The organism is Streptomyces sp. NPDC028368 (genome assembly GCF_055565615.1).
The window spans coordinates 22,413-43,265 of sequence record NZ_JBVHTY010000026.1; the positions used below are offsets into that span (position 1 = coordinate 22,413).

The 20,853-nt window shown below is 67.1% G+C and carries 25 protein-coding genes and 4 pseudogenes; 15 read left to right on the forward strand and 14 right to left on the reverse strand.

The genetic code is table 11. The features are described 5' to 3' along the window. Positions 1-102 precede the first annotated feature (102 nt). Positions 103-444: a darcynin family protein gene (locus tag ACZ4S3_RS37710; RefSeq protein WP_467943032.1), complete on the forward strand. Its 342-nt coding sequence runs from the start codon at positions 103-105 to the stop codon at positions 442-444. Next, complete coding sequence (locus ACZ4S3_RS37715) at positions 441-689, forward strand: hypothetical protein (RefSeq protein ID WP_467943034.1); 249 nt, start codon at positions 441-443, stop codon at positions 687-689. Before ACZ4S3_RS37710 ends, ACZ4S3_RS37715 begins: the two co-directional genes overlap by 4 nt. 842 nt (positions 690-1,531) lie before the next feature. On the opposite strand, the gene ACZ4S3_RS37720 is transcribed toward ACZ4S3_RS37715, so the two are convergent. Beyond that, positions 1,532-1,882, reverse strand: a complete 351-nt coding sequence (locus ACZ4S3_RS37720; protein ID WP_467943036.1) for a VOC family protein — start codon at positions 1,880-1,882, stop codon at positions 1,532-1,534. A 126-nt stretch (positions 1,883-2,008) separates the two neighbouring features. Between ACZ4S3_RS37720 and ACZ4S3_RS37725 the strand changes: the two genes are divergently transcribed. After that, positions 2,009-2,479 (forward strand): hypothetical protein, encoded by a 471-nt coding sequence (locus ACZ4S3_RS37725; protein ID WP_467943038.1) that lies wholly within the window; start codon positions 2,009-2,011, stop codon positions 2,477-2,479. A gap of 196 nt (positions 2,480-2,675) precedes the next feature. Here the strand turns inward: ACZ4S3_RS37725 and ACZ4S3_RS37730 are convergent, their stop codons facing one another. The 3 genes and pseudogenes from ACZ4S3_RS37730 to ACZ4S3_RS37740 all read right to left on the reverse strand — a co-directional run bounded on the left by ACZ4S3_RS37730 (position 2,676) and on the right by ACZ4S3_RS37740 (position 4,177). Then, positions 2,676-3,074: a VOC family protein gene (locus ACZ4S3_RS37730; RefSeq protein ID WP_467943039.1), complete on the reverse strand. Its 399-nt coding sequence runs from the start codon at positions 3,072-3,074 to the stop codon at positions 2,676-2,678. Beyond that, positions 3,071-3,570, reverse strand: a pseudogene (locus ACZ4S3_RS37735) (cupin domain-containing protein). The gene ACZ4S3_RS37730 and the pseudogene ACZ4S3_RS37735 overlap by 4 nt, the downstream one beginning before the upstream one ends. 100 nt (positions 3,571-3,670) lie before the next feature. Further along, on the reverse strand, positions 3,671-4,177 hold the full coding sequence (locus tag ACZ4S3_RS37740; RefSeq protein ID WP_467943041.1) for a nuclear transport factor 2 family protein: 507 nt from the start codon (positions 4,175-4,177) through the stop codon (positions 3,671-3,673). 125 nt (positions 4,178-4,302) lie between these two features. Here ACZ4S3_RS37740 and ACZ4S3_RS37745 point away from each other — a divergent pair, with 125 nt between their 5' ends. Then, positions 4,303-5,208: a LysR family transcriptional regulator gene (locus ACZ4S3_RS37745; RefSeq protein WP_467943043.1), complete on the forward strand. Its 906-nt coding sequence runs from the start codon at positions 4,303-4,305 to the stop codon at positions 5,206-5,208. 569 nt (positions 5,209-5,777) lie between these two features. On the opposite strand, the pseudogene ACZ4S3_RS37750 reads toward ACZ4S3_RS37745, so the two are convergent. Next, positions 5,778-6,194 (reverse strand): annotated as a pseudogene (locus ACZ4S3_RS37750) (VOC family protein); the annotation flags it as partial. 52 nt (positions 6,195-6,246) lie between these two features. Between ACZ4S3_RS37750 and ACZ4S3_RS37755 the strand changes: the two are divergent. From ACZ4S3_RS37755 to ACZ4S3_RS37795, 9 genes and pseudogenes are all read left to right on the forward strand, one after another. Beyond that, positions 6,247-7,896: a recombinase family protein gene (locus ACZ4S3_RS37755; RefSeq protein ID WP_467943123.1), complete on the forward strand. Its 1,650-nt coding sequence runs from the start codon at positions 6,247-6,249 to the stop codon at positions 7,894-7,896. A gap of 186 nt (positions 7,897-8,082) precedes the next feature. Next, on the forward strand, positions 8,083-8,328 hold the full coding sequence (locus tag ACZ4S3_RS37760; protein ID WP_467943045.1) for a hypothetical protein: 246 nt from the start codon (positions 8,083-8,085) through the stop codon (positions 8,326-8,328). Positions 8,329-8,336: 8 nt separating this feature from the next. After that, positions 8,337-9,689, forward strand: coding sequence for a DNA primase family protein (locus tag ACZ4S3_RS37765; protein ID WP_467943047.1), 1,353 nt, complete (start codon positions 8,337-8,339; stop codon positions 9,687-9,689). Between the two features lie 226 nt (positions 9,690-9,915). Then, complete coding sequence (locus ACZ4S3_RS37770; protein WP_467943049.1) at positions 9,916-10,650, forward strand: hypothetical protein; 735 nt, start codon at positions 9,916-9,918, stop codon at positions 10,648-10,650. 77 nt (positions 10,651-10,727) lie between these two features. Continuing rightward, positions 10,728-10,982, forward strand: a complete 255-nt coding sequence (locus ACZ4S3_RS37775) for a hypothetical protein (protein WP_467943051.1) — start codon at positions 10,728-10,730, stop codon at positions 10,980-10,982. Continuing rightward, positions 10,975-11,436 carry a hypothetical protein gene (locus ACZ4S3_RS37780; RefSeq protein WP_467943053.1) on the forward strand — a complete coding sequence of 154 codons (462 nt, stop codon included), beginning with the start codon at positions 10,975-10,977 and terminating at the stop codon, positions 11,434-11,436. Before ACZ4S3_RS37775 ends, ACZ4S3_RS37780 begins: the two co-directional genes overlap by 8 nt. Positions 11,437-11,457: 21 nt before the next feature. Continuing rightward, a complete protein-coding gene (locus ACZ4S3_RS37785) occupies positions 11,458-12,291 on the forward strand; it encodes a phage major capsid protein (protein WP_467943125.1) in 834 nt (277 codons plus the stop codon). A gap of 158 nt (positions 12,292-12,449) precedes the next feature. Further along, the gene (locus ACZ4S3_RS37790) at positions 12,450-13,025 is read left to right on the forward strand and encodes a hypothetical protein (RefSeq protein ID WP_467943054.1); all 576 of its coding nucleotides are present in this window, start codon (positions 12,450-12,452) and stop codon (positions 13,023-13,025) included. 35 nt (positions 13,026-13,060) lie between these two features. Then, positions 13,061-13,168 (forward strand): annotated as a pseudogene (locus tag ACZ4S3_RS37795) (hypothetical protein); the annotation flags it as partial. Positions 13,169-13,323: 155 nt separating this feature from the next. Here ACZ4S3_RS37795 and ACZ4S3_RS37800 read toward each other — a convergent pair. From ACZ4S3_RS37800 to ACZ4S3_RS37830, 7 genes and pseudogenes are all read right to left on the reverse strand, one after another. After that, a complete protein-coding gene (locus tag ACZ4S3_RS37800; RefSeq protein ID WP_467943056.1) occupies positions 13,324-13,791 on the reverse strand; it encodes an NUDIX hydrolase in 468 nt (155 codons plus the stop codon). Beyond that, complete coding sequence (locus ACZ4S3_RS37805) at positions 13,784-14,365, reverse strand: XRE family transcriptional regulator (RefSeq protein WP_467943057.1); 582 nt, start codon at positions 14,363-14,365, stop codon at positions 13,784-13,786. Before ACZ4S3_RS37805 ends, ACZ4S3_RS37800 begins: the two co-directional genes overlap by 8 nt. Before the next feature lie 911 nt (positions 14,366-15,276). Beyond that, positions 15,277-15,615: pseudogene (locus ACZ4S3_RS37810) on the reverse strand (VOC family protein); the annotation flags it as partial. Between the two features lie 483 nt (positions 15,616-16,098). Then, entirely contained in the window at positions 16,099-16,350 is a 252-nt protein-coding gene (locus ACZ4S3_RS37815) for a hypothetical protein (RefSeq protein WP_467943058.1), read from the reverse strand. 240 nt (positions 16,351-16,590) lie between these two features. After that, positions 16,591-17,463, reverse strand: coding sequence for a haloalkane dehalogenase (locus ACZ4S3_RS37820; RefSeq protein ID WP_467943059.1), 873 nt, complete (start codon positions 17,461-17,463; stop codon positions 16,591-16,593). A gap of 32 nt (positions 17,464-17,495) precedes the next feature. Further along, positions 17,496-17,900 carry a pyridoxamine 5'-phosphate oxidase family protein gene (locus ACZ4S3_RS37825; protein WP_467943061.1) on the reverse strand — a complete coding sequence of 135 codons (405 nt, stop codon included), beginning with the start codon at positions 17,898-17,900 and terminating at the stop codon, positions 17,496-17,498. After that, positions 17,897-18,589: an NAD(P)-dependent oxidoreductase gene (locus tag ACZ4S3_RS37830; protein ID WP_467943063.1), complete on the reverse strand. Its 693-nt coding sequence runs from the start codon at positions 18,587-18,589 to the stop codon at positions 17,897-17,899. The genes ACZ4S3_RS37825 and ACZ4S3_RS37830 overlap by 4 nt, the downstream gene beginning before the upstream one ends. A gap of 76 nt (positions 18,590-18,665) precedes the next feature. Here ACZ4S3_RS37830 and ACZ4S3_RS37835 point away from each other — a divergent pair, with 76 nt between their 5' ends. Next, on the forward strand, positions 18,666-19,289 hold the full coding sequence (locus ACZ4S3_RS37835) for a TetR/AcrR family transcriptional regulator (RefSeq protein ID WP_467943065.1): 624 nt from the start codon (positions 18,666-18,668) through the stop codon (positions 19,287-19,289). Between the two features lie 45 nt (positions 19,290-19,334). Next, positions 19,335-20,009 carry a transposase gene (locus ACZ4S3_RS37840; protein ID WP_467943067.1) on the forward strand — a complete coding sequence of 225 codons (675 nt, stop codon included), beginning with the start codon at positions 19,335-19,337 and terminating at the stop codon, positions 20,007-20,009. Here ACZ4S3_RS37840 and ACZ4S3_RS37845 read toward each other — a convergent pair. Together ACZ4S3_RS37845 and ACZ4S3_RS37850 are read right to left on the reverse strand one after the other, a co-directional pair. Continuing rightward, positions 19,952-20,401 carry a nuclear transport factor 2 family protein gene (locus ACZ4S3_RS37845; protein ID WP_467943069.1) on the reverse strand — a complete coding sequence of 150 codons (450 nt, stop codon included), beginning with the start codon at positions 20,399-20,401 and terminating at the stop codon, positions 19,952-19,954. The two genes, ACZ4S3_RS37840 and ACZ4S3_RS37845, sit on opposite strands and share 58 nt — an antisense overlap. A gap of 86 nt (positions 20,402-20,487) precedes the next feature. Continuing rightward, positions 20,488-20,847, reverse strand: a complete 360-nt coding sequence (locus ACZ4S3_RS37850) for an ArsR/SmtB family transcription factor (RefSeq protein ID WP_467943071.1) — start codon at positions 20,845-20,847, stop codon at positions 20,488-20,490. Positions 20,848-20,853: the final 6 nt, after the last annotated feature.

The window sequence follows — 20,853 nt, forward strand, 5'->3', positions numbered from 1 at the left end:
CGGCGGGCCGTATCCCGGACCACCCTTGACTTCGCTAACACTGTTAGCTGTAGCTTACCCCGTAAGCGAACGCCGTTAGCTATTTTGCAGAGGGGCTCTCACATGCCGTACATGATCATCCTGGGGTATTCGTTCTCACCGCAGTGGCTGGCGCTGGACCGAGCCGAGCGACGCCGCCTGAAAGACGTCCACATCGGGCCGATCGCGGAGCGGTACGCGAACCGGGTGCGGATGCGGTTCTTCGACGCGGAGGCGTTCCAGACCCAGTTCAGCGACTTCGCCCTGCTGGAGACCGAAGACCTGCAGGCGTACTACTTCCTCATCGAGGAACTGCGGGACACCCCGCTCATCAGCCAGGGGTACCTGACGATCAAGGGCATCTTCCTCGGCGTCGAGGACGGTCACCAGGCGTACGAGAAGACCCTGTCCGGAGGCGGTGCATGAGCGCCGGCACCGGCATTCGCTCGGGGTTGGGGCACCAGGATTTCGCAGCCGGGGAGCAAAACTGCGGCTACGGCCGCTTCGTGGTCCAGGCGGTCGCCACCGAGATCCGCCGCGGCGGCACCTGCCTGACGGCTTGCCGGCATCCCGGCAGCGAAGGCTCCGAAGACTTCTACCTCGGACTTGCATTCCGGCTGATGGGAGAGATGGGAGGGGACCGGCGCGTCGGCGAACTGGAACTTTCCTAGACTTTGATCCGTCGGACAGAACCTGGTGCTGGATTCCTCAAAGGCAGTAAGTTCTGCTGCCACACGCGTATTCGGCCGCCCGCCCGCGCAGGCCAGAATGATGCGCCCTCGCTCCGCGAGACGGGCCCCCGCCGCCCCGCCGCCCAGCGCAACAGCTCGGCCAAGCTCGTCCAACTCCTCAGCGGACAGCTTGACTTCGACAGCACGCGGCCCCGGCGACATGGCAACACACCACAGATTTAAGACCGCGATTTCCGGCGCATCACACTGGTCGTGTGGGGTGAGCACGCTGGGGGTTGTATGGCCATAGCGACCGGGGCGGGGGAGCCGTGGAGTTCAGGGCTCCGCAGTTTCACGGCCTCGACAGCCCGTCCGTTGGGCTGATGCGCCGTCTGGAATCGCCTCACGGGCTTCTGGAAAGGAAGTGTGGAGTCCGCAGCCGGGGCCTGTACCTTCGAATACCGTCCCGTTGTGGACCAGTTGACTTCTTCAGATCCGTCGCACATAGGCCCGTACCGCCTGATCGCCCGTCTGGGTGACGGTGGCAAGTCGTGAACATAGCCAGGGGACCGTGCCCCGCCCGGTCATCATGCCGCTTTACCGGTGTCATCGAAGTTAGTCGGTCGCGGCGCCTTGACCTGCGGTGACTTCGTTCGACGACACAACGGCCGAGCGTCGCGCGATGGGCCGAACTGACGCGATGGGCCGGACGGATACGAACCGCTACGAACGCGATACCGATGCGGCCGGCCTCGCTGTTTGTGGCGGCGCCACCGACGCTCCGCAGCCACACTGAGATTCGTCACGCTGAGATGCGTCACCCTGAGTTGAATGCTGTTGAGTCACAGGCTGTGGGCGATGGGGTGTAGCGGTTCGTACAGCGGGAGTTCGGCGCCGCTGGGGAGCCGGATTGCAGTCAGTTTGCCCCAGCGCTGTTCGCTGACCGGGCGGGTGATCTCGACTCCCTGCGCGCGGAACTCGCCGAGCTGGGAATCAAGGTCGTCGCACATCAGGAAGAACTCGTGCTGGGGCGGGCCGTCGGTCGGGTGCACGGCTACCTCGGCCGGGGGCAGCTTGAAGATGAGCCAGCCGCCGCCCGCGTCGACGCCGGGAAAGTTGAGGACATCACGGATGAAGGCGCGGTCCGCCTCGGCGTCCTGACTGTAGAGGATGACATGTGCACCGCTGATCATGGCCGGCTCCTGCCCGTCGACGTGCTGGCGGTCGTTTCCCCGGCATCCTGGCACGCTCAGATCCAGGAAGACCTCGGCTGCATTCGATGACACGACGATTGAGTTGCATGACGACAGACACCGCTGGTGCGCAGCGAGCTGGTCGGGATCATCTCGGTCCGCCCGATCAAGGTCGGCGAGGACGCGCTCACCAGGATCGCAGAGCTCGCGAACATCGCTGCGGCCGCCGGCGCTGACGAGGTCGTGCTCGCCTGGGAGACCCACGATGTCGCCACCGCCTGCAACCTGCCAGTCGTCGGTCCGGCCCCGTGCCTGAACATGGTCGCCGCCACCCCAGGCGACAACGTCCTGCATCAGTTCCCCTCCGCCGAGCGGCTCCTGGCGCGCAGCCCCGAGGGCTGGGCGTCGGTCGCCCGCGACTGGCGGCCCGCCCCCGCGCCGCAGCCCGACGGTGAGCTGGTGCCGCCCATCCAGGTCGCGGTGAACTTCGCCTTCACTCCGATCGAGCTGGACCATCCCGACCCGTTCGGTGTCGCCGTCGTGCTGAGGGAAGAGGACGGCTACAGCGTGCGCCTGACCGAAGCGTTCGCCCACTGAGCCCGCCGTGGCACGGAGCCTTGACGGCGACGCGCCCCGCCGGAAGCGGGACGCAGACGAACGGATCTACGTGGAGACCACCAACCTCGTCATCGGCGCACAGCACAGGAGAAGCTCGCCCGACGCCGGCGGCTGGAACCGCATCTGGCACGCCGAGTGGGCGGTGAGCTGGCTGTCCTTACCCGCCGGACGCTGCTCAGGCCCAGGTGCGGGAGCACAGCACCAGGCGGTAGCCGTCCGGGTCGGCGATCGTCACACCGTGCTCGTCCCAGTACGGGTTGTGTGCCGGAACACGGGCACCGCCGGCCGCCACCAGGCGGTCGATCAGCAACTCGTCTGCCGACTTGCCCAGGTAGAGGACAAACAGGTCGTCCACCGTCGGGGTCGGCTCCAGCGGATTCTCGGGGTCGTGGGTCAGCTCGAAATGCCAGGCGGCGCCTGGCGGGCCGACCATGAGCAGCTCGTGCTCGCCCGGCACGCGCTCGGTCGAGCGCCAGAGGATGGTCAGGCCGAGGCCGTCCACGTAGAAGCGTTCGGCGGCGGCGAGGTTCCGCGAGGGCCGGGTCACCCGGACATGGATGGTGGAGTCGATCACCCCGACGCCTCCAGGGCAGCCCGCCAGACGGGGCTGTCGATGTAGTGGTTGTCGAACCGCTCGGCCGAGGCGGCGATCTCCTTCGCGTCGACCTCGCCGCGCATCACCTGGCCGAGCAGGCGCAGGTAGTCGAACCGGCCCATGCCCGGCGTGAACACAAACAGCACGTCCGCCTCGCAGCCGGGTGCCGCGGCGAAGGCGTGCGGGTATGGGGCGGCACGGCCAGGAAGTCGCCCGCCTCCAGGACGGTGACCTCCTCACCCACCCGCACCTGGAGGGATCCACCGATCACGAAGAACAGTTCCGTCGCCTTGGTGTGGAAGTGGGCGGGTGCCCCCAGGGCTCCCTTGGCGAACGTGGACCGGTAGCCGGTGAAGCCGTCGGCGGTGCTGTCCGAGTCGGCAAGCAGCGTCATCGCACTGCTGGGATCGGCACAGGTCTCGGCCTCGGCATGACGGGTCAGCACCGGCCGTCCGCCGGTCACTGCGAACGTCATATCGTGCCCTTTCTGGGGGATAGGGGAGTTGTGCAGGGAGTTGAGAGGGCCGTGAGGTCAGGGATCAGGTCGGCCCTTGTGCGGTTCTGCAGGCCGGATGTCAACCGAAGATCACGGCGGGTTCGCCCGTGTACCAGGTGTTGTCGATGCGAAGCCGACGGATGACCCAGCGGTCGCCGTCGCGGACCAGGTCGACGTCGTAGGGGTTCTTCAGCAGCGCGTGCGTGGCGGGGTCAGCGATAAGCAGGTGCTGGGCTTCCACCAGGGCGGTGAGCCGGGCGGTTTCGCCATCGATGGTGATCCGCGTGTTGGTGATCTGGTGTGTGGTGTCCACCCGGCCGGTGAACATGGCCAGAATGGTGGTGACGATGGTGTCGCGCCCAGACATCAGCGGCGGCTTGGCCCCCCACTTGGAGGCGGCCGGGCGGAAGTCCAACTCGGCGTCGGCGGCGAAGGCCGAGGCGAACAGCTCCTTGTCCTTGAGGTCCTGGCCCAGGCCGAAGCGGTAGAGCGCGTCGGTGATCTCCGTCCGGTCCCTGAGTTCCGCGACGGCCGCGGCGGTGTCGTGCGCCGGGGTGGTCAGGGCGCGGTCGTCGGCGACGTACATGATGTTCTCCTGCACAGGTGAGGTGGCCTTTCAACGCCTCTGATCCTGCCGCGGTCCGGATAGGGCATCAATGCGCACCTGCGCAACGATCGTGAAGCCTCGATTAACGATGGAAGGTTGCGGGGATGCTGGAGCGACACGAACTGGAGGCGTTCCTGACGCTCGCCGAGGAGCTGCACTTCGGCCGCACCGCCGAGCGGCTGCACGTCTCCACGGCCCGGGTCAGCCAGACCATCGCCAAACTGGAGCGCCGCATCGGCGTCCCGTTGTTCAACCGCACCAGCCGCCGGGTGGAGCTGTCCCTGGTGGGACGACAGCTATATGAAGAGACACGCCCCGCCTGGTCCCGGATCACCGACGCGTTCAAACGGGCCGTCGAGGCCGGGCGGGGTCTGACCGGGCTGCTCCGGGTCGCCTTCACCGGGCCGGCGGCGGGCCAGCTGCTGGTCGGAGCCACGCAGGCGTTCCGCACCCGGCACCCCGACTGCGAGGTCCAGATCAAAGAGGCACACCTGCCGGAAGTCCTGCCGTGGCTGCGCAGCGGCGAGGTGGACATCGCGCTGACCTGCCATCCGATGCGCGAGGAGGGCATCATCATGGGGCCGGTCCTGGTACGGGAGGCACGCATGCTCGCCGTGCCGACAGAGCATCCGTTCGCCCGCCATGCAACCGTCTCCGTCGAGGATCTGGCTCGCGTGACCGTGCTGCAGATTCCCGAGACGCTGCCGGAATCCTTGCGCGAGGACCGCGCGCCGCGCTGGACCCCCGCTGGGAGACCGATCGCACTCGGTCCGTCGGCCATGACGTTCAACGAGACGCTGACGCAAGTTGGCGCCGGGGAGGGGGCCTTCGTCGTCGGCGCCCACACAAGGCGCTACTTCGCCCGCCCCGACGTCGTCTACGTCCCCTTCGAGGACGCCGCGCCAGTGGACTGGGGCCTGGTATGGCCCGCCGACGGTGCGACATCCCGCGTTCGTGCCTTCAGCGAGGCAGCACTCAACCTGGTGCAGGGACCTGCACCAACCCCCTGAACAAGCTACCGACGAAGTGCGGCTCGTGAGGTGACGGAATGCCGGTCGCCGTGTCAGGAGCTGTGCGAGAACCTCCCGCCCCTGATCTCTCGCAGTGAGGGTTGAGCGTTGTCAGCGAAGGTTGGTGACCGCTAGGTTTTCGCACCGAAGGTTGCGTGATCGCTGAGGACTGGCTGTCTGGGGAGACGGCGGGGGAACCGGTACGCACGTACGGCGAGCCCGTACTCAACGTCTTTGACCTGGACTTGTTCGACGGCGAGCGGCGTCGCCGTACAGCGTTGGGTGCCCGGGTGGGAAGTCCGGTTCGACGACGTGCCGCCGGCACGCGGGTTCCGCTGGAACAAGGGCGACCGCAGCTTCCCGGGCTGGTACTACGCGGTGACGGCCGGTGGCCATGTGGGTTGTGAGTCGTGGCTGGAGCGAGACCGGCAGACTCTGCTGGACTTCGCCCCGGAGGTGGTGGGGATCGCCTCCCAGCCGTTCTGGCTGCACTGGCGCGAAGGTGAAGTGAAGCGACGGCACGCTGAGCACACAAGGCTCACGTGTCGGGGTGTCGTTATGGCTCCGCGTCAGGACAGGGCGAGGACGCAGAACTCGTGGCCCTCCGGGTCGGACAGGCACGTCCACGGAACGTTGCCCTGGCCGAGGTCGAGGTCGGTGGCGCCGAGGGCGCGCAGCCGGGCCACCTCCGCGGCCTTGTCGTCACCCGGGTACGGCAGCAGGTCAAGATGGACGCGGTCCGGCACGGTCTTCACGCCGGGCGTGCGGAGGAACTCCAGATACGGGCCGACGCCCTTGGCCGAGCGCAACACCGCATGCTCGTCGGTCACCTCGTGCAGTGCCCAGTCCATCGCCTCACCCCAGAACCGGGCCATGGCCCGCGGATCCACACAGTCGACCACCACCGCGGCGATCGGTCCGGTGTCCCGGTAGACCTCCCGCGGCTCCAGCACGCAGAACTCGTTGCCCTCTGGGTCTCCCGTCACGCCTGACTAGCAGCTCTGTAAGCGACTGCTAGAGGGGGACCGTGTGACGGTCATGACGGAGACGGTGCAGCTCAGGGGCGTATCTGCGCTGCGCCTTTCGGTACTGACGGATGAGACGACCAGCCCGGAGCGCCAGCGGGAGGCGAACGCTTCGGCTGCTGCGGCGCTGGGTATCGAGCTGGGCGGCCGGGAGGCCGTGGACCTGGGCGTATCGGCATCCAAAACGACGCCGTTCGAGCGGCCGGAGCTGGGTGTGTGGCTGGGCCGCCCGGAGGAGTACGACGCGCTGGTGTTCTGGCGCTTCGACCGGGCCATCCGGTCCATGGCCGACATGCACGAGCTGGCCAAATGGGCGCGTGAATACCGCAAGATGCTGGTTTTCGCGGAAGGCGTCGGCGGCGGGCGGCTGACCTTCGATTTCCGCAACCCGATGGACCCAACAGCAGAGCTGATGATGCTCATGCTGGCGTTCGCCGCCCAGGTGGAGGCGACCAGCATCAAGGAGCGGGTCCTTGGCGCGCAGGCAGCGATGCGCACCATGCCGTTGCGGTGGCGAGGCTCGCGCCCGCACTACGGATACACGCCCGCACCGCTGGAGGGTGGGGGCTGGACGCTGGTCCCGGACACCGAACCACATGAGGCTACGGGCCCGGCCCCGGTCGCCGTGCTGGAGCGGATCATCCGGGAGCTGATGGGCGACCCGGCCAACGACGTACCGGGCAAGACCGTGAGCGCGATTGCCGCCGACCTGAACGCCGACGGCATCCCCTCCCCGCGTGACTACTGGGCGCTGCGCAAGGGCCGCACCACGGGCGGGAAGACGGGCGGCGCAAAGGGCCAGAAGGCGATCACGCGGGAGCGGTTCAAGTGGTCCCCCAACATGATCACCAAGCTGCTGCGGTCGCCTGCGCTGCTGGGCTGGAAGATGCACCAGGGCAACCCCGTCCGCGACAGTGAGGGGCGCCCGGTCATGGTGACAGCGGATCCGATCCTCACTCGCGAGGAGTACGACGCGGTTGGCGCGCTGCTGGATGCCCGCGCGGTCGATAACCGGGAGCGCAAGGACACGAACGCGCTCTTGCTCGGGGTGATCCACTGTGTGGAGTGCGAGGGCCGGATGTACCTCAACAAGCAGGCCAGCAAGGCCAACCAGCAGCCCACCTACAAGTGCAACGCACACGCGCGCGGGGAAATCTGCCAGGCACCCGCCAACGTTCGCGGGGATTGGGTGGATGAGTACGCGGAGCGGGAATTCCTGGCCCTGCTCGGCGGACTGCACGTGACGACCGTGATCGAGACCCCGGGCTACGACCCCGAGCCGGAACACGCCGCGACACTGGCGGAATTCGAGGAGCACCAGAGGCAGAAGGGACGGCAGAAGTCCAAGGCTGCCCAGGAAGCATGGCAGCGCCGCGCCGACGCGCTGGACGCCCGGCTTGCGGAGCTGGAGGCCACGCCAAAGAGGGAGCCGCGCCGCGAGCGGATCGACACCGGGCGCACGTACGCCGACAACTGGCGGGCCGCCGACACAGCAGGCAAGCGCCGCCTGCTCCTCGCCGCTGGCGCACACCTGACCGTGAAGCGCGGGACACGGGGCGGCTGGCGCAGGCTGGACGAATCCCGTGTGGACTTCGCGCTCACCGAGCCGTTCCATAGCGATGCTGCCGACGCGTTGGCGGCCAGCTACGCCGACGCCGCATAAGCCAGCCTGCTGGCGCCTGTTGGGCCCGTTCCTCTGCGGAGGAGCGGGCCCTTGTCGTGTCCGGCCACGGGTCGCGTCACGCCTTCCGTAACGGCTCCCAGACAACAGCGCTGAACGCACGCGCGGAGACGTCACGCCCCCCAGTGAATGGCTCCGGCACCCGCCAGCGACACGAAGGACCCACTCATGCCCACCCCAACCGAGCAAGCCCACGCCCGCATCACAGCGTTGATCGCATGGGTGCAAGAGATGATCGACGATCTGAATACCGACGGTGAGATCCCCGTGGACTATTCAACCTTCAGGGATCCCTACCCGCAGGACGGACAGGGCACCAGCCGGCCCAGCAATGCAGCCCAGAAGACCCACCGACGCACTGGCCGGGACGCCTACCGCGCCGCCCTGGCCGCCAAGTACGACGGTGACGCATGAGGACGCCCGTGGAAGCCCTGGCCGCGCTCACCCTCAAAGACGGAACGGACGTGGACCGCGCGGAGTTCATCGCCGGTCGCGTGCGCGGAAGGCTGATCTACGTGGATGGGCCCGGCTGGTACGCGTGGGACGGCCGCCACTGGGTCAACGACTCCACTCGCGACGCCGTGGCCCGTGGCATGGCACACAAGGTGTCGGACAGTCTCCTGGCCGACGCGCTGGACGGGGGCGGTGACGCGTACCTGGATGCGGCCCGGGCACTGCGCATGTCGCGCTGCATCACGGCCGCGCTCACCGAATTGCAATCGATGCCAGGAATTCGCCGACACGTGGAGGACCTGGACACGGATCCATACTTGCTCGCCTTCCGCAACGGCACCGTGGATCTGAGAACGGGTGTATTGCACCCGCATGATTCAGCACACCTCATTACGCGTCTGGTGAATGTGCGGTACCACCCCGACGCCAAATGCTCGGAATGGCTGACGTTCCTGGAATCGAGTCAGCCAGGCGACCCTGAAATGCACACCTTTCTCCAGCGGCTTGCCGGATATGCCATCACCGGCGACACGCGGGAAGAATGCCTGGCGTTCTTCTATGGCTCCGGTCGCAACGGGAAGGGCGTGTTCACCGAAACCTTGGGAAAGGTGTTCTCCGCCATCACCACGGCTCAGGAGTCGGAGTTCTGGGAGAAGCAACGCCACGGCCGCAACGGCTCATTGGTCGCCAAGCTGCACGGCGCGCGAATCGTGTTGTCGAGTGAGATGACAGACGCTCGCCTGGATGAAGCATTCATCAAGCTGTTCACCGCCGCTGACCTGCTCACCGCCAACCAGAAGTACAAGCCGGCGTACGACTTCACGCCTACCTCATTGCTCATCATGTCCGGCAATGACAAGCCCACCATCCGGGGCACCGATGACGGGATTTGGCGTCGCTTCCGATGCGTCCCATGGGACGAATCCTTCGTAGGCCGTGAGGACATGGGCCTGAAACAGCGGCTCATGAACGAGGCGGAAGGCATCGCAGCCTGGGTCGTGCGCGGCGCTGTCGATTGGCACCGCCAGGGCTTGAACGAGCCTGAGCGCGTGACCCGGGCCACGGACGAATACCGCCAGGAAAGCGACCCGTTCGCCGACTGGGCCGAAGCCCACTTCATGAAGGCGCCGGGTGGTTTTGTGTCGAATGCTGAAATCAAGCAACGCGGCGAAGCGCAACACCCCCGGCTCCCTGGACGGGCCCAATCCTGGTCCAAGGCCATTGCCCGCCACTTCACCGCAGAGCTGGGAAAACAGGGAGGAAAACGCGGCGTGATCGGTGTACGCACCCTGGCGGCTGACATCTTCGGCCAGCCCGGCTGACGCCAAGAGAGCAGCGGAGCCAGGAAGCCAAGACACCTGAAGTGTCCTTTCCCTAAACCTTCTCCTGTGCGCGTATGGAGATGGTTACGGAAAACGGTCTCCAGAGCGTCCAAACGTCCACCTGACTCCTGGCGGAGCGCGCCCCTGGCGTCAGCGCCCGCCCGACAACCCCACATCACCAAGGCTCGCCCCTCCCGGCGGGCCTTTTTCATGCCCGGAGGCAACCGTGGCGATCGTGCCACCCCACCTGTATGAAGCCCTGGCCCGCCAAGCCGAGAAGGAATTCGGTGTCCCGCCCATCGCGCCGGAGACGGAACACGGCTACGACCCGGCGCCCCCGGACGACGCCTTGACGCGCGTCGCCTGGACGGGCCTTGGTGACGAGAGCACCAGCGAGATACGGGCGGGCCATCGTGCGACATCCGCCCGTGGCGACGACCTCCACGGCAGCGCCTTTCACGCCCTGCGCGGTACGGCCCCGAACCCGGCGGAGGGCCGGACCGGCGAGGAGATCCAACGGGCAGGCCGGGGACTGGACTTCGCCCAGCCATACCCGGAGGTGACGGTCCGGCGTGCGGACTCTGTGGAGTTGAGGGAGGGTACCGGAACATGTTCCGGAGCGGACGCTCCCGCCTGGGTGCTGAACCCCCACGGGTCTTTCTCCGTGCACGCGGCGATTGAGCGGGCGCGCGCCCGGCGGAAGATGACCGAAGCCCCCGCGCGCACGTATGAGACAGCGGGCGGAGTGGTCACCATCGAGAACGGCCGTAAGACCTACACGACCCAATGCGCAGAATGCCGCCATGGATTCACGGTGCAGCGTCCGGCATCCCAGAAGCGTAAATGGCCGACCGTGTGCGCCGGCTGCAAGACCGAGCGAAAGCGCAGGCTCGCGGCAGAGCGCGCCAAGCGATACCGGCAGCGCCAGTCAACCGGTGAAGCCAAGGCGCGTAACGCATGACTATTAGGTGTGGAGCGGGAGTTGAACGCCCTGGTAGTTGGCTCTCCCATCACGACCGAATCACAGGAAGGCGCTACATGAACGCAACACACGAGCGAATCAACCTCTACCGCCAGTGCCTGGCGGCCCTGACGGACCTGGTGTGGTCGGCAGCAGCCATCGACGCCGTACCGACCCGCGACTACTACGCGAGCAAGCGCCGGGAAATCACCCTGGAATTCAACGCCTTCATATCCGCATCCCGTGAGCGAGGGGAGCTGACGGAGGATGAGGTGAAGCACTCCAGCATTCCCATTACCAGCCTGGAGAGTGCACGTGCCTTCCATGCCTGAGCCCACGGAAGGCCCGGAGCAGGGCCCGCAGGAGCCCACGACGGAGAATCCCGCAACGCCCGTGGAGCCAGGCGCAGACGGCGACTCGGAGGCGCGTATTGCGGAGCTTACGCAGCGCATCACGGAACTGGAACGGGAGAAGAGCAAGCGGGATCGGGAGGACGCGATTACGGATCTTGCGCAGCGATTCCGATACATCACACCGGAGATGCTGAACGCGTTCGGCAACGTGTCCACTGAGGAGTTGGAAGAGCGGGCCCGTGTACTCAACACGGCCATACACGAACGAGAGAAGCCCCGGGGTTTGGGATCCGGCGGACTCGACCCGAACAATTCCAACGGGCGCCAGCCGGCCACCTGGGCGGGCGCATTCCAGCGGGCCCGTGAGCAACGCCGCAACGGACGCGGCGGAGTGACCCTATTCAGCGATTCGCGCGGCTCCGGCGAACTCTAGGAAAGGCAAGCCATCTTGAGCATGTTCACCACCGCACCCGGCGCGCACGCGTTCACGCCGGACGATTACGCGGATCTCATTATCCGGCCCGTGCAGGATTCGGCCGTGGCCTTTCAGGTCGCCACACCCGTGACCACCTCCGCCACACGTATGAACGTCCCGATCATTGAGGGGGATGCCGGAGCCGCCTGGCTAAACGAGGGAGACGAGATCCCGGCGGATGACGCGGCCCTTGGCGAAGACGTGGCCGTCCCCTCCAAGGTCGCCGGTCTCACGGTCGTGTCCTCCGAGTTGGCCGAGGATTCGAGCCCGGACGCACAGCAGATTGTGGGCGCGGGGCTGGCCCGCTCCATCGCCCGGCAGGTGGACGCGGCCCTGTTCGGCAACCTGCCCCACCCTGCCCCGCGTGGACTGGAGGCCCTGCCCGGCGTCACGCCCGTGGCGGCCCCGAAGAAGTGGGCAAACCTCGACCCCTTCGAGGAGGCCATCAGCCTTGCCGCCACGGAAGGGGCGACGCTGACGGCCTTCATCGCGCACCCCCGGGACGCGCTGGCCCTGGCGCTCCTCAAGCAAACGACGGGGAGCAACGTCCCCCTGTTGAGCCCGGACCCGACCCAGCCCACACGCAAGATCCTGTCCGGCGTCCCGCTCCACGTCTCACGCGCCGTGACCCCGGGCACCGTGTGGGGCCTGCCCAAGGACCGTGTTCTGGTCATCACTCGGCGGGAGGTGACAGTGGATGTGTCGGCGGACGCGTTCTTCACCTCGGACCGAGTGGCCGTACGTGCCACCCTGCGGGCCACTTTCAGTTATCCGCACCCGGCGGCCATCACCAAGGTCACGTTGACCGCGTAGCGCTCTGACCTGGGGGTATGCCCCCTCGCCCTTGGCTTCCGGATCGGAACCGTATAGCAGCTCGGATCGTGTACGGGTTCCATGGGCGTGAGTGATCAGGTTGTCCACCCTCTGGGGTGCCGCTCCGCCCTCCGAGTCACTAGGTCACAATATTGACCATGGACGCAGGACTCGCCGCCGTACTGGGGGCGGTAGTTGGTTCGTTTGCAACGATTGGCGCTGCATTCGCTACGGGGTGGTCTAGTCGCGAACAAGCGAAGATTCAGGCCCGGTCTGGGCACCGGTTGGAGCTGCGGACTTCGCAGGAAGAGGCATATCGCGGATTCATTGCAGCGATCTCCGCATGCGTAGACCACGCCACGCAGGTGCAAATGAAGCTGCATAGTGATGGTGGCCTGAATGACAAGTGGGACGAGATCATGGATCGCGTGAGTGATCAGCAGATCCGTGTACTCCTTGCAGGGCCGGAGGATGCGGCCGAGCGGGCCGATGAGGCGGCCGAGTGCTGCTACCGGCTCGCCATGATGGCAGGCAGTCTCTTTCATTTGTCTGCCGAGGAGCCTCATGCGCCCGGCAGTCGTGAGGAATTCCAGGAAGAGCAGGCTAGGCGTGACCACCGACGCGCGAACGTCTCAGGTTTTGGGAGGCTCCACTCATCATTGGGAGAGAAGCTGCGGGAGTTCACACTGTCGGCGCGAAATGCCTTGCATGATGACGGGGTGAGTCACGCTTAGTCGGAAAGAATAGGTGAACTGTACCGGGCCCCGTCCCGAAGCGATCCGACCAGCGCCGACGGCGCAACAAGGGCGACGGCCCGGAGCTGGCGAAGGCTCCCGGCGGCGCGGCCCCGGAGGTCCCGCCGGCTGCCGAGAACTGACGGGCGGGCGCAATGTGTTGCTTGAGGTGAAGATCAGGCCGCCCGCGTGGGCCGACTATCTGCCGCTTGCACATGAGTGCCCGGAATTCTCTGCCAGAAAGCCCCTCGCCCTCTACCCCAGGGCGAGGGGCCTTTCGTCTAGCTACTCGGGCCACTCATCGCAACGCGGGTGTACTCCCCTGCCGCCAGTCGTCCACACGCTTACGGATACTCGGGACCATTGGCAGCCCGTCGATTTCCAGGGGTGTGAACCATCGGACGTCCGTGGACTCGACCGATACAGTCAATGTCCCGTCAATCGGCCTGGCGAGGAAGCAAATTGAGAATTCCTGGCGTACTTCCCCGTCGTCGTAGGCGAAGACGTGTCGGGGGTTGGTGTAGGTGCCGATAATTCCGATCAGTTCAACATCTAGTCCAGTCTCCTCCCGCGTCTCTCTGACTGCGCACTCAGGGAGCGATTCCCCAAAGTTCATGGTCCCACCGGGCAATGCCCACATGTTGTTGTCGGCGCGCCGCTGGAGCAGAACGCGGCCGGCATCGTCTACGACGACCGTTGACGCGGCCGGTACCAGGCTGTTGGCTTCGGGGGCGTTCGGGTCATCCTCGTAATCGCGCCTAGCCATTGCTGTCATCTCCCCATACAGGCGTGCCGTTACTCCACAGTTCCTCAACGTGCGAAGCGAAGCGGTCAAACATTCCGTCGTCTTGGTAGCGGTGCAGATGGAGCGTAGGGGCATCATGCCCAACGCGATGTGGCAGGAGGGGGGTAACGATCATGTCGTCATCGAAGCGAAAGACGGACAAGTGAGCGTGTCCGCCGCTGTACCGGGCTTCAATTCCCGACTGACCCTTGATCTTCTCCAGTTCGGAGAGAGTGACACGGATACGCGTGGAGAGTGTCAGCGGTACGTCTTCGTCTTGCTCCCGAGAGCGGGTCAACTCGCTGTCGGGGTCGCCAATGATGAAGCGCACTCGGCACCCTTGCGCGGCTTTGCGGCGCAGCGCGGTTCCGAATCGGGATTGTTCAAGCCATAGAAAGTAGTTGGTGTAGCCGGCGAAGGTCAGTTCCCGCTCCGCTTTGGTGATCAATGAACGCCACAGGGTCGCGGGACACCCGGACCGGTACGGGTATACCGAGACAACTTCACGGTCGGGGCCAACCTTGATTGCCTTCTTTGCTGCCGCTGGCCACAACACGGATTCCTCCTCTCCAAGTTGCTCGCAGATGATCCAGCGATGCCGGGCACGGGGCACTCTGCCGTGCTCAGTGATCCACCGGCCAACGGTCTTGACGTCTACCCCGCATCGCTCGGCCAACTGACGGTCTGCGACATGTGCTTGAGCCATGGCACGTCGTAGCGCTTCGTTCAAGGCTTCCCCCTGGGACGTTAGGGACGAATTCCACGGTAGAGCTTCTCCGTGCCTAACGGTCACCGAACGGAGTAGGAACGCCCCTCACAAGGCGAAACGCTTGTGGCATGACCGAGCCGACGAGATACTCCGCCGCACCAGTTGAGCTGCCGTTGCGGTTGGAACTGGAGCCCGTGCCCGTTGATGGCTGTGACGTGTGCGCGGCGCTGGCGGAGGAGCGCCAGGCGGCGCGTTTGGTGGGGAACAGCTCGAAGATCTCTGACTGCACTGTGGAGATCAGGAAACACCCGCATCCGGCGAGGAAGCGGGGGCACCGGTGAGCGTGGTCGAGACGCCGTCGGCGCCTGAGCCGTGGGAGCCGTACGCCGGTTCTCCCGAGGGCTGGTGGACGGAGTACGGCGGACGGCTGGACATGCGCTCTGGAGTCGTCCACTTTCCCCCGGGAGCGCCATTACCGCCGTGCCAGTTCCGGTGTGCCAACTGCCGCGCCAAGGGCCGTCAGTAGCCCCGTTGCCCTGAGCGCTCAGAGCAACGGCGCGGCATCTCCCGTTGGGAACCAGCGCGACCACGGCAGACGTGCCATGGCTCCCGCCCCGTCCGCCCCTTGAATGGGGTGCCGCTTCGGCGGTGAGGGATGCCGCATCAGCCCCGTCCGGCGACGGCGAGCAAGACAGCCGGGCGGGGCTTCCTGCCGTCCCGTTCGGGCCGTATCCTCAGAACCGCTAGTTAGGCGCGTTCGGATCGGCGAGGACCGTCCACGGCACTTTGCCCTGGCCGACGTGGGCGGGCGTCGCTCCGAGAGCCTTCAGGCGCGCGACCAACTCCGCCTGATGGGCCGCAGAGGTGGTGGCGAGATCGAGGTGCACACGGTTCTTGGTTGTCGTCTTGGGTTCCGGGACGGGAACGACGTCGATGCAGACGGCGACCGGGTCCGGCCAAACGAGGCCGCCGACGGGGCCAACGTACGTGGTCACGCCGGGGCTGTAAGCACTCCAGCCGAGCGCCTCCGCCCAGAACCGGCCGACCGCCGAGGCATCAAGAGCCTTTATGTTCACCTGAACAGGTCGCAGTGCCATGCCGGCGATCCTATGCGCCCACTCTTCAAGACATCCGCACCGTCGCCAAACAGGGATCAACTCTCTGACCAACGCAATGGTCAGCTCGCCAACTAGTGCGCTCAGCCCTGCCAGGTGAACTGCTCACCCGGCAGATGAAGTGCTAAGTCACAGTCAGCCCCCTACGACACCACGAGTTCAACCTCGGTACGGTCGACACGGCGGCCAGACATGAGTCCTTTCCGCACACGACCTGGGCGGAAGCCCGCCTGTCTGGCCACCTATCGGCCGGCGTCACACACGTCGGGCCAGCCACCCGCGCAGCCGAAGCAGAGCTTCAGGAGTTGGGCCCGCGCTCCCTGTGAGAGCGCGTGATCTTCCAGTCGCTGCCGGACCAGCGCAGCGTGAGGGTGAGGGTGAAACAACTGGTCGTTCGGTCGCGGCGGGCGGCCCATGCGGCCCGCCGCGGGCGGTCAGACGGTCAGCCGGTGGCGGGGTAGGCGATCAGTGCGTGGTGCTCGGCCTGGTCAAGGGCAACGCCGGTGTACTCGTGGACGGCGAGCGGGGCGGCGCCCGGAGAGGTGCTGCGGCCGGGTTGACGGCGTAGATGGTGCTGTGTTCGCCGTTGGTCACGCTGATCACGGCGGTGCTCTTTGTGGTGGCGGCCATGCGGGTCTGGGTGGCGGGTTGGCCTGCCCAGCTGGGCAGGCCGTCGAGGTCGAGCGTCCAGGTGGTCTTGTTGGTGGTGGTGTCCATGGCGTCCAGCTCGATGCCGGCCGGGCTCGGGGTGGTGCCCTTGCCCGGGAATTCGACCAGGCAGGGGACGAGTGCCTGTCGGTCGTCCTGGGCGCAGGGCTTTCAGGAGTTGGCCGGGGGGTATCCGGAGGGTTCTCCTTCGCTGAGGTGTTCGATGGTGGTGGCGATCGCGGCGCGTACACCCGTCGGCGGCGCCTCAGCCGGCCCGGGGACGATCGGCGCCGCCGTGATCGTGGACACCTACTGGCGCGCCAGCCCGTGGCGGTCGGCCCAGGCGTTGATCGCCGTGGCCAGCTCCTCGGGGCGGTCCTCCGGGGTGTGGTGGCCGGCGAGGCCGTGGCGGGAGACCTCCAGGCCCGTGATGTTTTCCTCGCACCAGGCCACGGCTCCTTGGTCGGTCATGGCGCCCGGGCCCGGCTCGAACGCGGCGAGCAGCTTGGGGACGTCGGGGCTGGCGGCCAGCCAGGCGTCGTAGTGCTCGATGCGGGCCACGACCTCGGCGGGCTCGGCGTCCAGCGGCATCATGCGCGTCCACGCCAGTACCGGGCGGCGGCTGTGTGGGGTCGGGAAGGGGCGGCGGTAGACCTCGAGGTCGGCAGTGGCGAGCGGGGTGGCGAGCGTGTCCGGGAGTCCCTCGATGAACAGCGACTTCTCCAGGATCATCTCCTCGCCCACCCCGGGGGTGCGCAGCAGGGTGAACAACTCCCGTCCGGCCGCCGGGAATTCGTCGCCGACCAGAGGCTTGATGATCGTCTCGGTGAAGGCGAGGCCACGGACGGTGCCCGGGAGGCGGGCGGCGCGGTCGAAGGCGAGCGCGCCGCCCCAGTCGTGGCCGACGAGGACGGCCTCGGTAAGGCCGAGGGCGTCGAACCAGGCGTCGAGGTAGCGGGCGTGGTCGTCGAAGGAGTAGGCGAGGTCGGGCTTGCCGGAGTCGCCCATGCCGATGAGGTCGGGGGCCAGAAGGCGGCGGCCGGGCGCGGCCACCCGCGGCAGGACGTTCCGCCACAGGTGGGAGGAGGTGGGGTTGCCGTGGAGGAAGACGAACGGCAGCCCATTGGGGTCGCCGGACTCGCGGTAGTGGAGGGTGGAGTCGAGGACGGGGAGGATGGGCATGGCGGTGTCACTTCGCTTTCCGTACGGGGGATTCAGAGGTTGAGGCTCAGGACGCGGTCGACGGCGATCTCGACAACGACCAGGTCCAGCGGGGCGGGCGGGGCCGCGCGGTAGCGGACGGTGTAGCGGCGGACCGCCTCGGCCAGGCGCGCGGGCGCGTCGGTGACGGCGGCCCGGCCTTCGAGGGTGACCCAGCGGAAGCCGTCCGCCTGGCAGAGCGCGACACGGGCCGCCGGGCCGCCTGCCGCCACGTTCCGGGCCTTGCGGGCCCCTGCCCGGGTGGTCACCCGGACCAGGCCGGTGGCAGCGTCGAAGGTGAAGCGGACGGGGGTGACGTGCGGGGTGCCGTCGGGACGGAGGGTGGTGAGGGAGGCCGTGTGGGGGTGAGTGAGGAACGCCCGTGTGGTGGCCGGGAGTTCGATGGTCGCCTGGCTCACTTCTTCTTCACGCCCTCGTTCCAGATCAGCTTGGCGATGTTCGGCTGCACGGCCGTGGTGATGACGCCCATGGCCGTACGGACGTACCGCCGCTCCTCCAGCTCGCGCAGCATGCTCGCGGCGAGGTCGGCACGGGCGGTGAAGACGCCGTCTGCACTGGTCTCGGCGGTGTGGTAGTCCGTGACGACGGGGTGCTCGAAGAGGCCCGAGGGCCGGACGAGGGTCCAGTCAAGGCCCGTCTGACGGATCACGTCCTCCATGCGGCGCATGTCCTCGTGGAGCGTGCGGCCGAGACGCCGGTTCACCAGCGGGTCGAGCACATGGTTGAAGAAGTGCGCGCCGGTGGGACGCCAGTTCGGGTCGGCGATGCTGGAGCTGACAGCGAGCAGCCGCTTGATGCCGTGACGGGCCATGGCCCCGGCGATGACGGTGGCGCTCGCCGAGTACATGGTGATGGTCTCCTTGCTGAAGCGGGCGCCCAGCGCGGAGAGGACGGCGTCCGTGCCGTCGATCGCGGCGTCGACGGCCGCCGGGTCGGTGGCGTCGGCGACGGCTACGGTGAGGCCGGGCCGCGCGGGGAGGGAGCCGGGGCGGCGGGTCACGGCGACGACCTCGTGGCCGGCGGCGAGGGCCTGGTCGGTGAGGTGGCGGCCGGTCGGTCCGTTGGCGCCGAAGACTGCGATACGCATGGTGTCGGGTCATCCCTTCGTGTGGTTTCCGGAATGCCCTTGACTGTGCCGATCACGAATCGCAGGCTCAACGCTGATGAATAACGACGCCCCTGTCCCCGCCCGCACCCGAGGCCGCCCCCGTGGCAACCCGCCGACCCGCGAGTCGATCGTCTCGGCGGCCCGTGCGCTGTTCCTGGAGCGCGGCTACCGGAACACCACCCTGCGCGCGGTGGCCGGGGCCGCCGGGGTCGACCCGGCGCTGATCGCCTACCACTTCGGGTCGAAGAAGGGCCTGTTCGCGGACGTGATGCAGTTCCAGTGCGCCAATGCGCTGGCGGTGGACGACGTCCTCGGCGGCGACCCGGCCACCCTCCCCGACCGCCTGATCGACGCGGTGACGGACCTGTGGGAGGACGCGGACTTTCGGCAGCTGACCACCCGGGGCGAGGAGGCCGCCGAGGTGATCCGCGAATACCTGGAACGCGAGCTGCTGGCCCGGCTTGTTGAATTTCTCGGCGGCCGGGACGCGACCGCCCGCGCCACGGCCGTGGTGACGATCCTCGGCGGCCTCATCTACACCCGCTACCTCAACCCCCTCCCCACCCCCGCCGCTCTCACCCCGTCCGAGGCCCGGCACATCCTCACCCCGGCGCTCCGCGCGGCGCTGACCCCCCGGCCGCGCACCGCGGCATCCACCACAGCAGGCCGTCGGGGCTAGGGTCTGTTGCGAAAGTGGATCTTGGTCGTGAATGATCCACGTTCTATGGGGCGTGGTGATCGACTCCACTGTCTGCCGGGCCCACCAGCACGCGTCCGGAGCAGTGAAAAGGGGGACCTGCAGACGGAGCCGCCCGGCGGCATCGCCGTCGAGCCGGCCGACCACGGCCTTGGACGCTCCCGCGGCGGGCTGACGACCAAGATCCACCTTGCCGTCGAGCAGGGGCAGAAGCCGCTGTCGGTACTGATCACGGCCGGGCAGCGAGGCGACTCTCCCCAGTTCGAGTCGGTCATGGACGCAATCCGGGTGCCGCGGATCGGTCCTGCTCGGCCCCGCAGGAGACCGGCCCGGGTGCGGGCCGACCAGGCGTACGACTCCCGCCGCAACCGGGCCTACCTGCGAAGACGCGGTATCAAGGCGACCATTCCGGCCCCGGCGGACCGAGCCCGTAACCGACAGAAACTCGGCTCCCGAGGTGGTCGGCCGCCGAAGTTCGACAAGGCCGACTCCGCGAACGCCACGCGGTCGAGTGCGGGATCAACCGCCTCAAGCGTCACCGGGCCGTGGCCACGAGATACGACAAGCTTGCCGTCCGCTACGAGGCAACCGTGCTGGTGGCAGTCCTCAACGAGTGGCTGTGACCAGCGGTTTTGCCGTCGACCTCAGTCTGTAGGTGTCGGCACGGCGCAGGCGTCGGCGATAGCCCGGGTGTCCCAGTAGAACGGACGGACCTCGGTGATCCGCCCGTCCTTGACCGTGATCGTTTGCAGGATCGGGAAGCTGAGTTCAAGGCCGGTCGCACGAGCGCGAGCACGAACCTGTGTGAGCACGACTGCAGTTTCACCGGTGGCAAGGAACTCCTGCTCCACCATGTCGAACGACTCCCACACCTCTCCCATCATGAGGAAGAACTGCGTCATGCCGTTGTGCCCACGCCAAGTGCCTCCATAGGGCAGGGAAGTTGCTTGATGCAGCTCGACATCCGGCGCGAAGAAGGGGGCGAGCAGGTCGAACGAAGCCTCGCCAGGGCCTCCTGCCGCCAAGTACTCCGCCTCAGCCGCATATATGCCGGTGAGGACTGTCACTGAGTCCGTAGTGTATGACGTCGTCATACCACCAGCATGATCACCACAGGAGGATCTTGCCGGCGGCATTCAGACATCGTCGTGCGGTGCGGTCTGCACTTTCGCAACACGCACTAGTGCGGCCCCGGCCCCCAGCTTGCGATCACGTCACGTCCTTGCGGAATGGCGAGGTCGAGCAGGCCGGGGAAGCGGGCATCGAGGTCGTCGCGGCGTAGCCGGTTCAACCGCCGGGTCCCCTCGTCCCGTTGATGGATTATCCCAGCTTCCCGCATGACCTTGAAGTGGCCGCTCTGGGTGGACTTGCTGACCGGCAACGCGAACGTCGTGCACGCCAATTCACCGTCGGGTTCGACCTCCGCGAGGCGGGCGACGATGGCCAGCCGTACCGGATCGCCCAGGGCGGCCGACACGGCGGTGAAGCGCAGTTGCGCGCGGTCAGGGTGCACAAGCTCGGTTGCGGTACGGCTCGCCATGTCTCC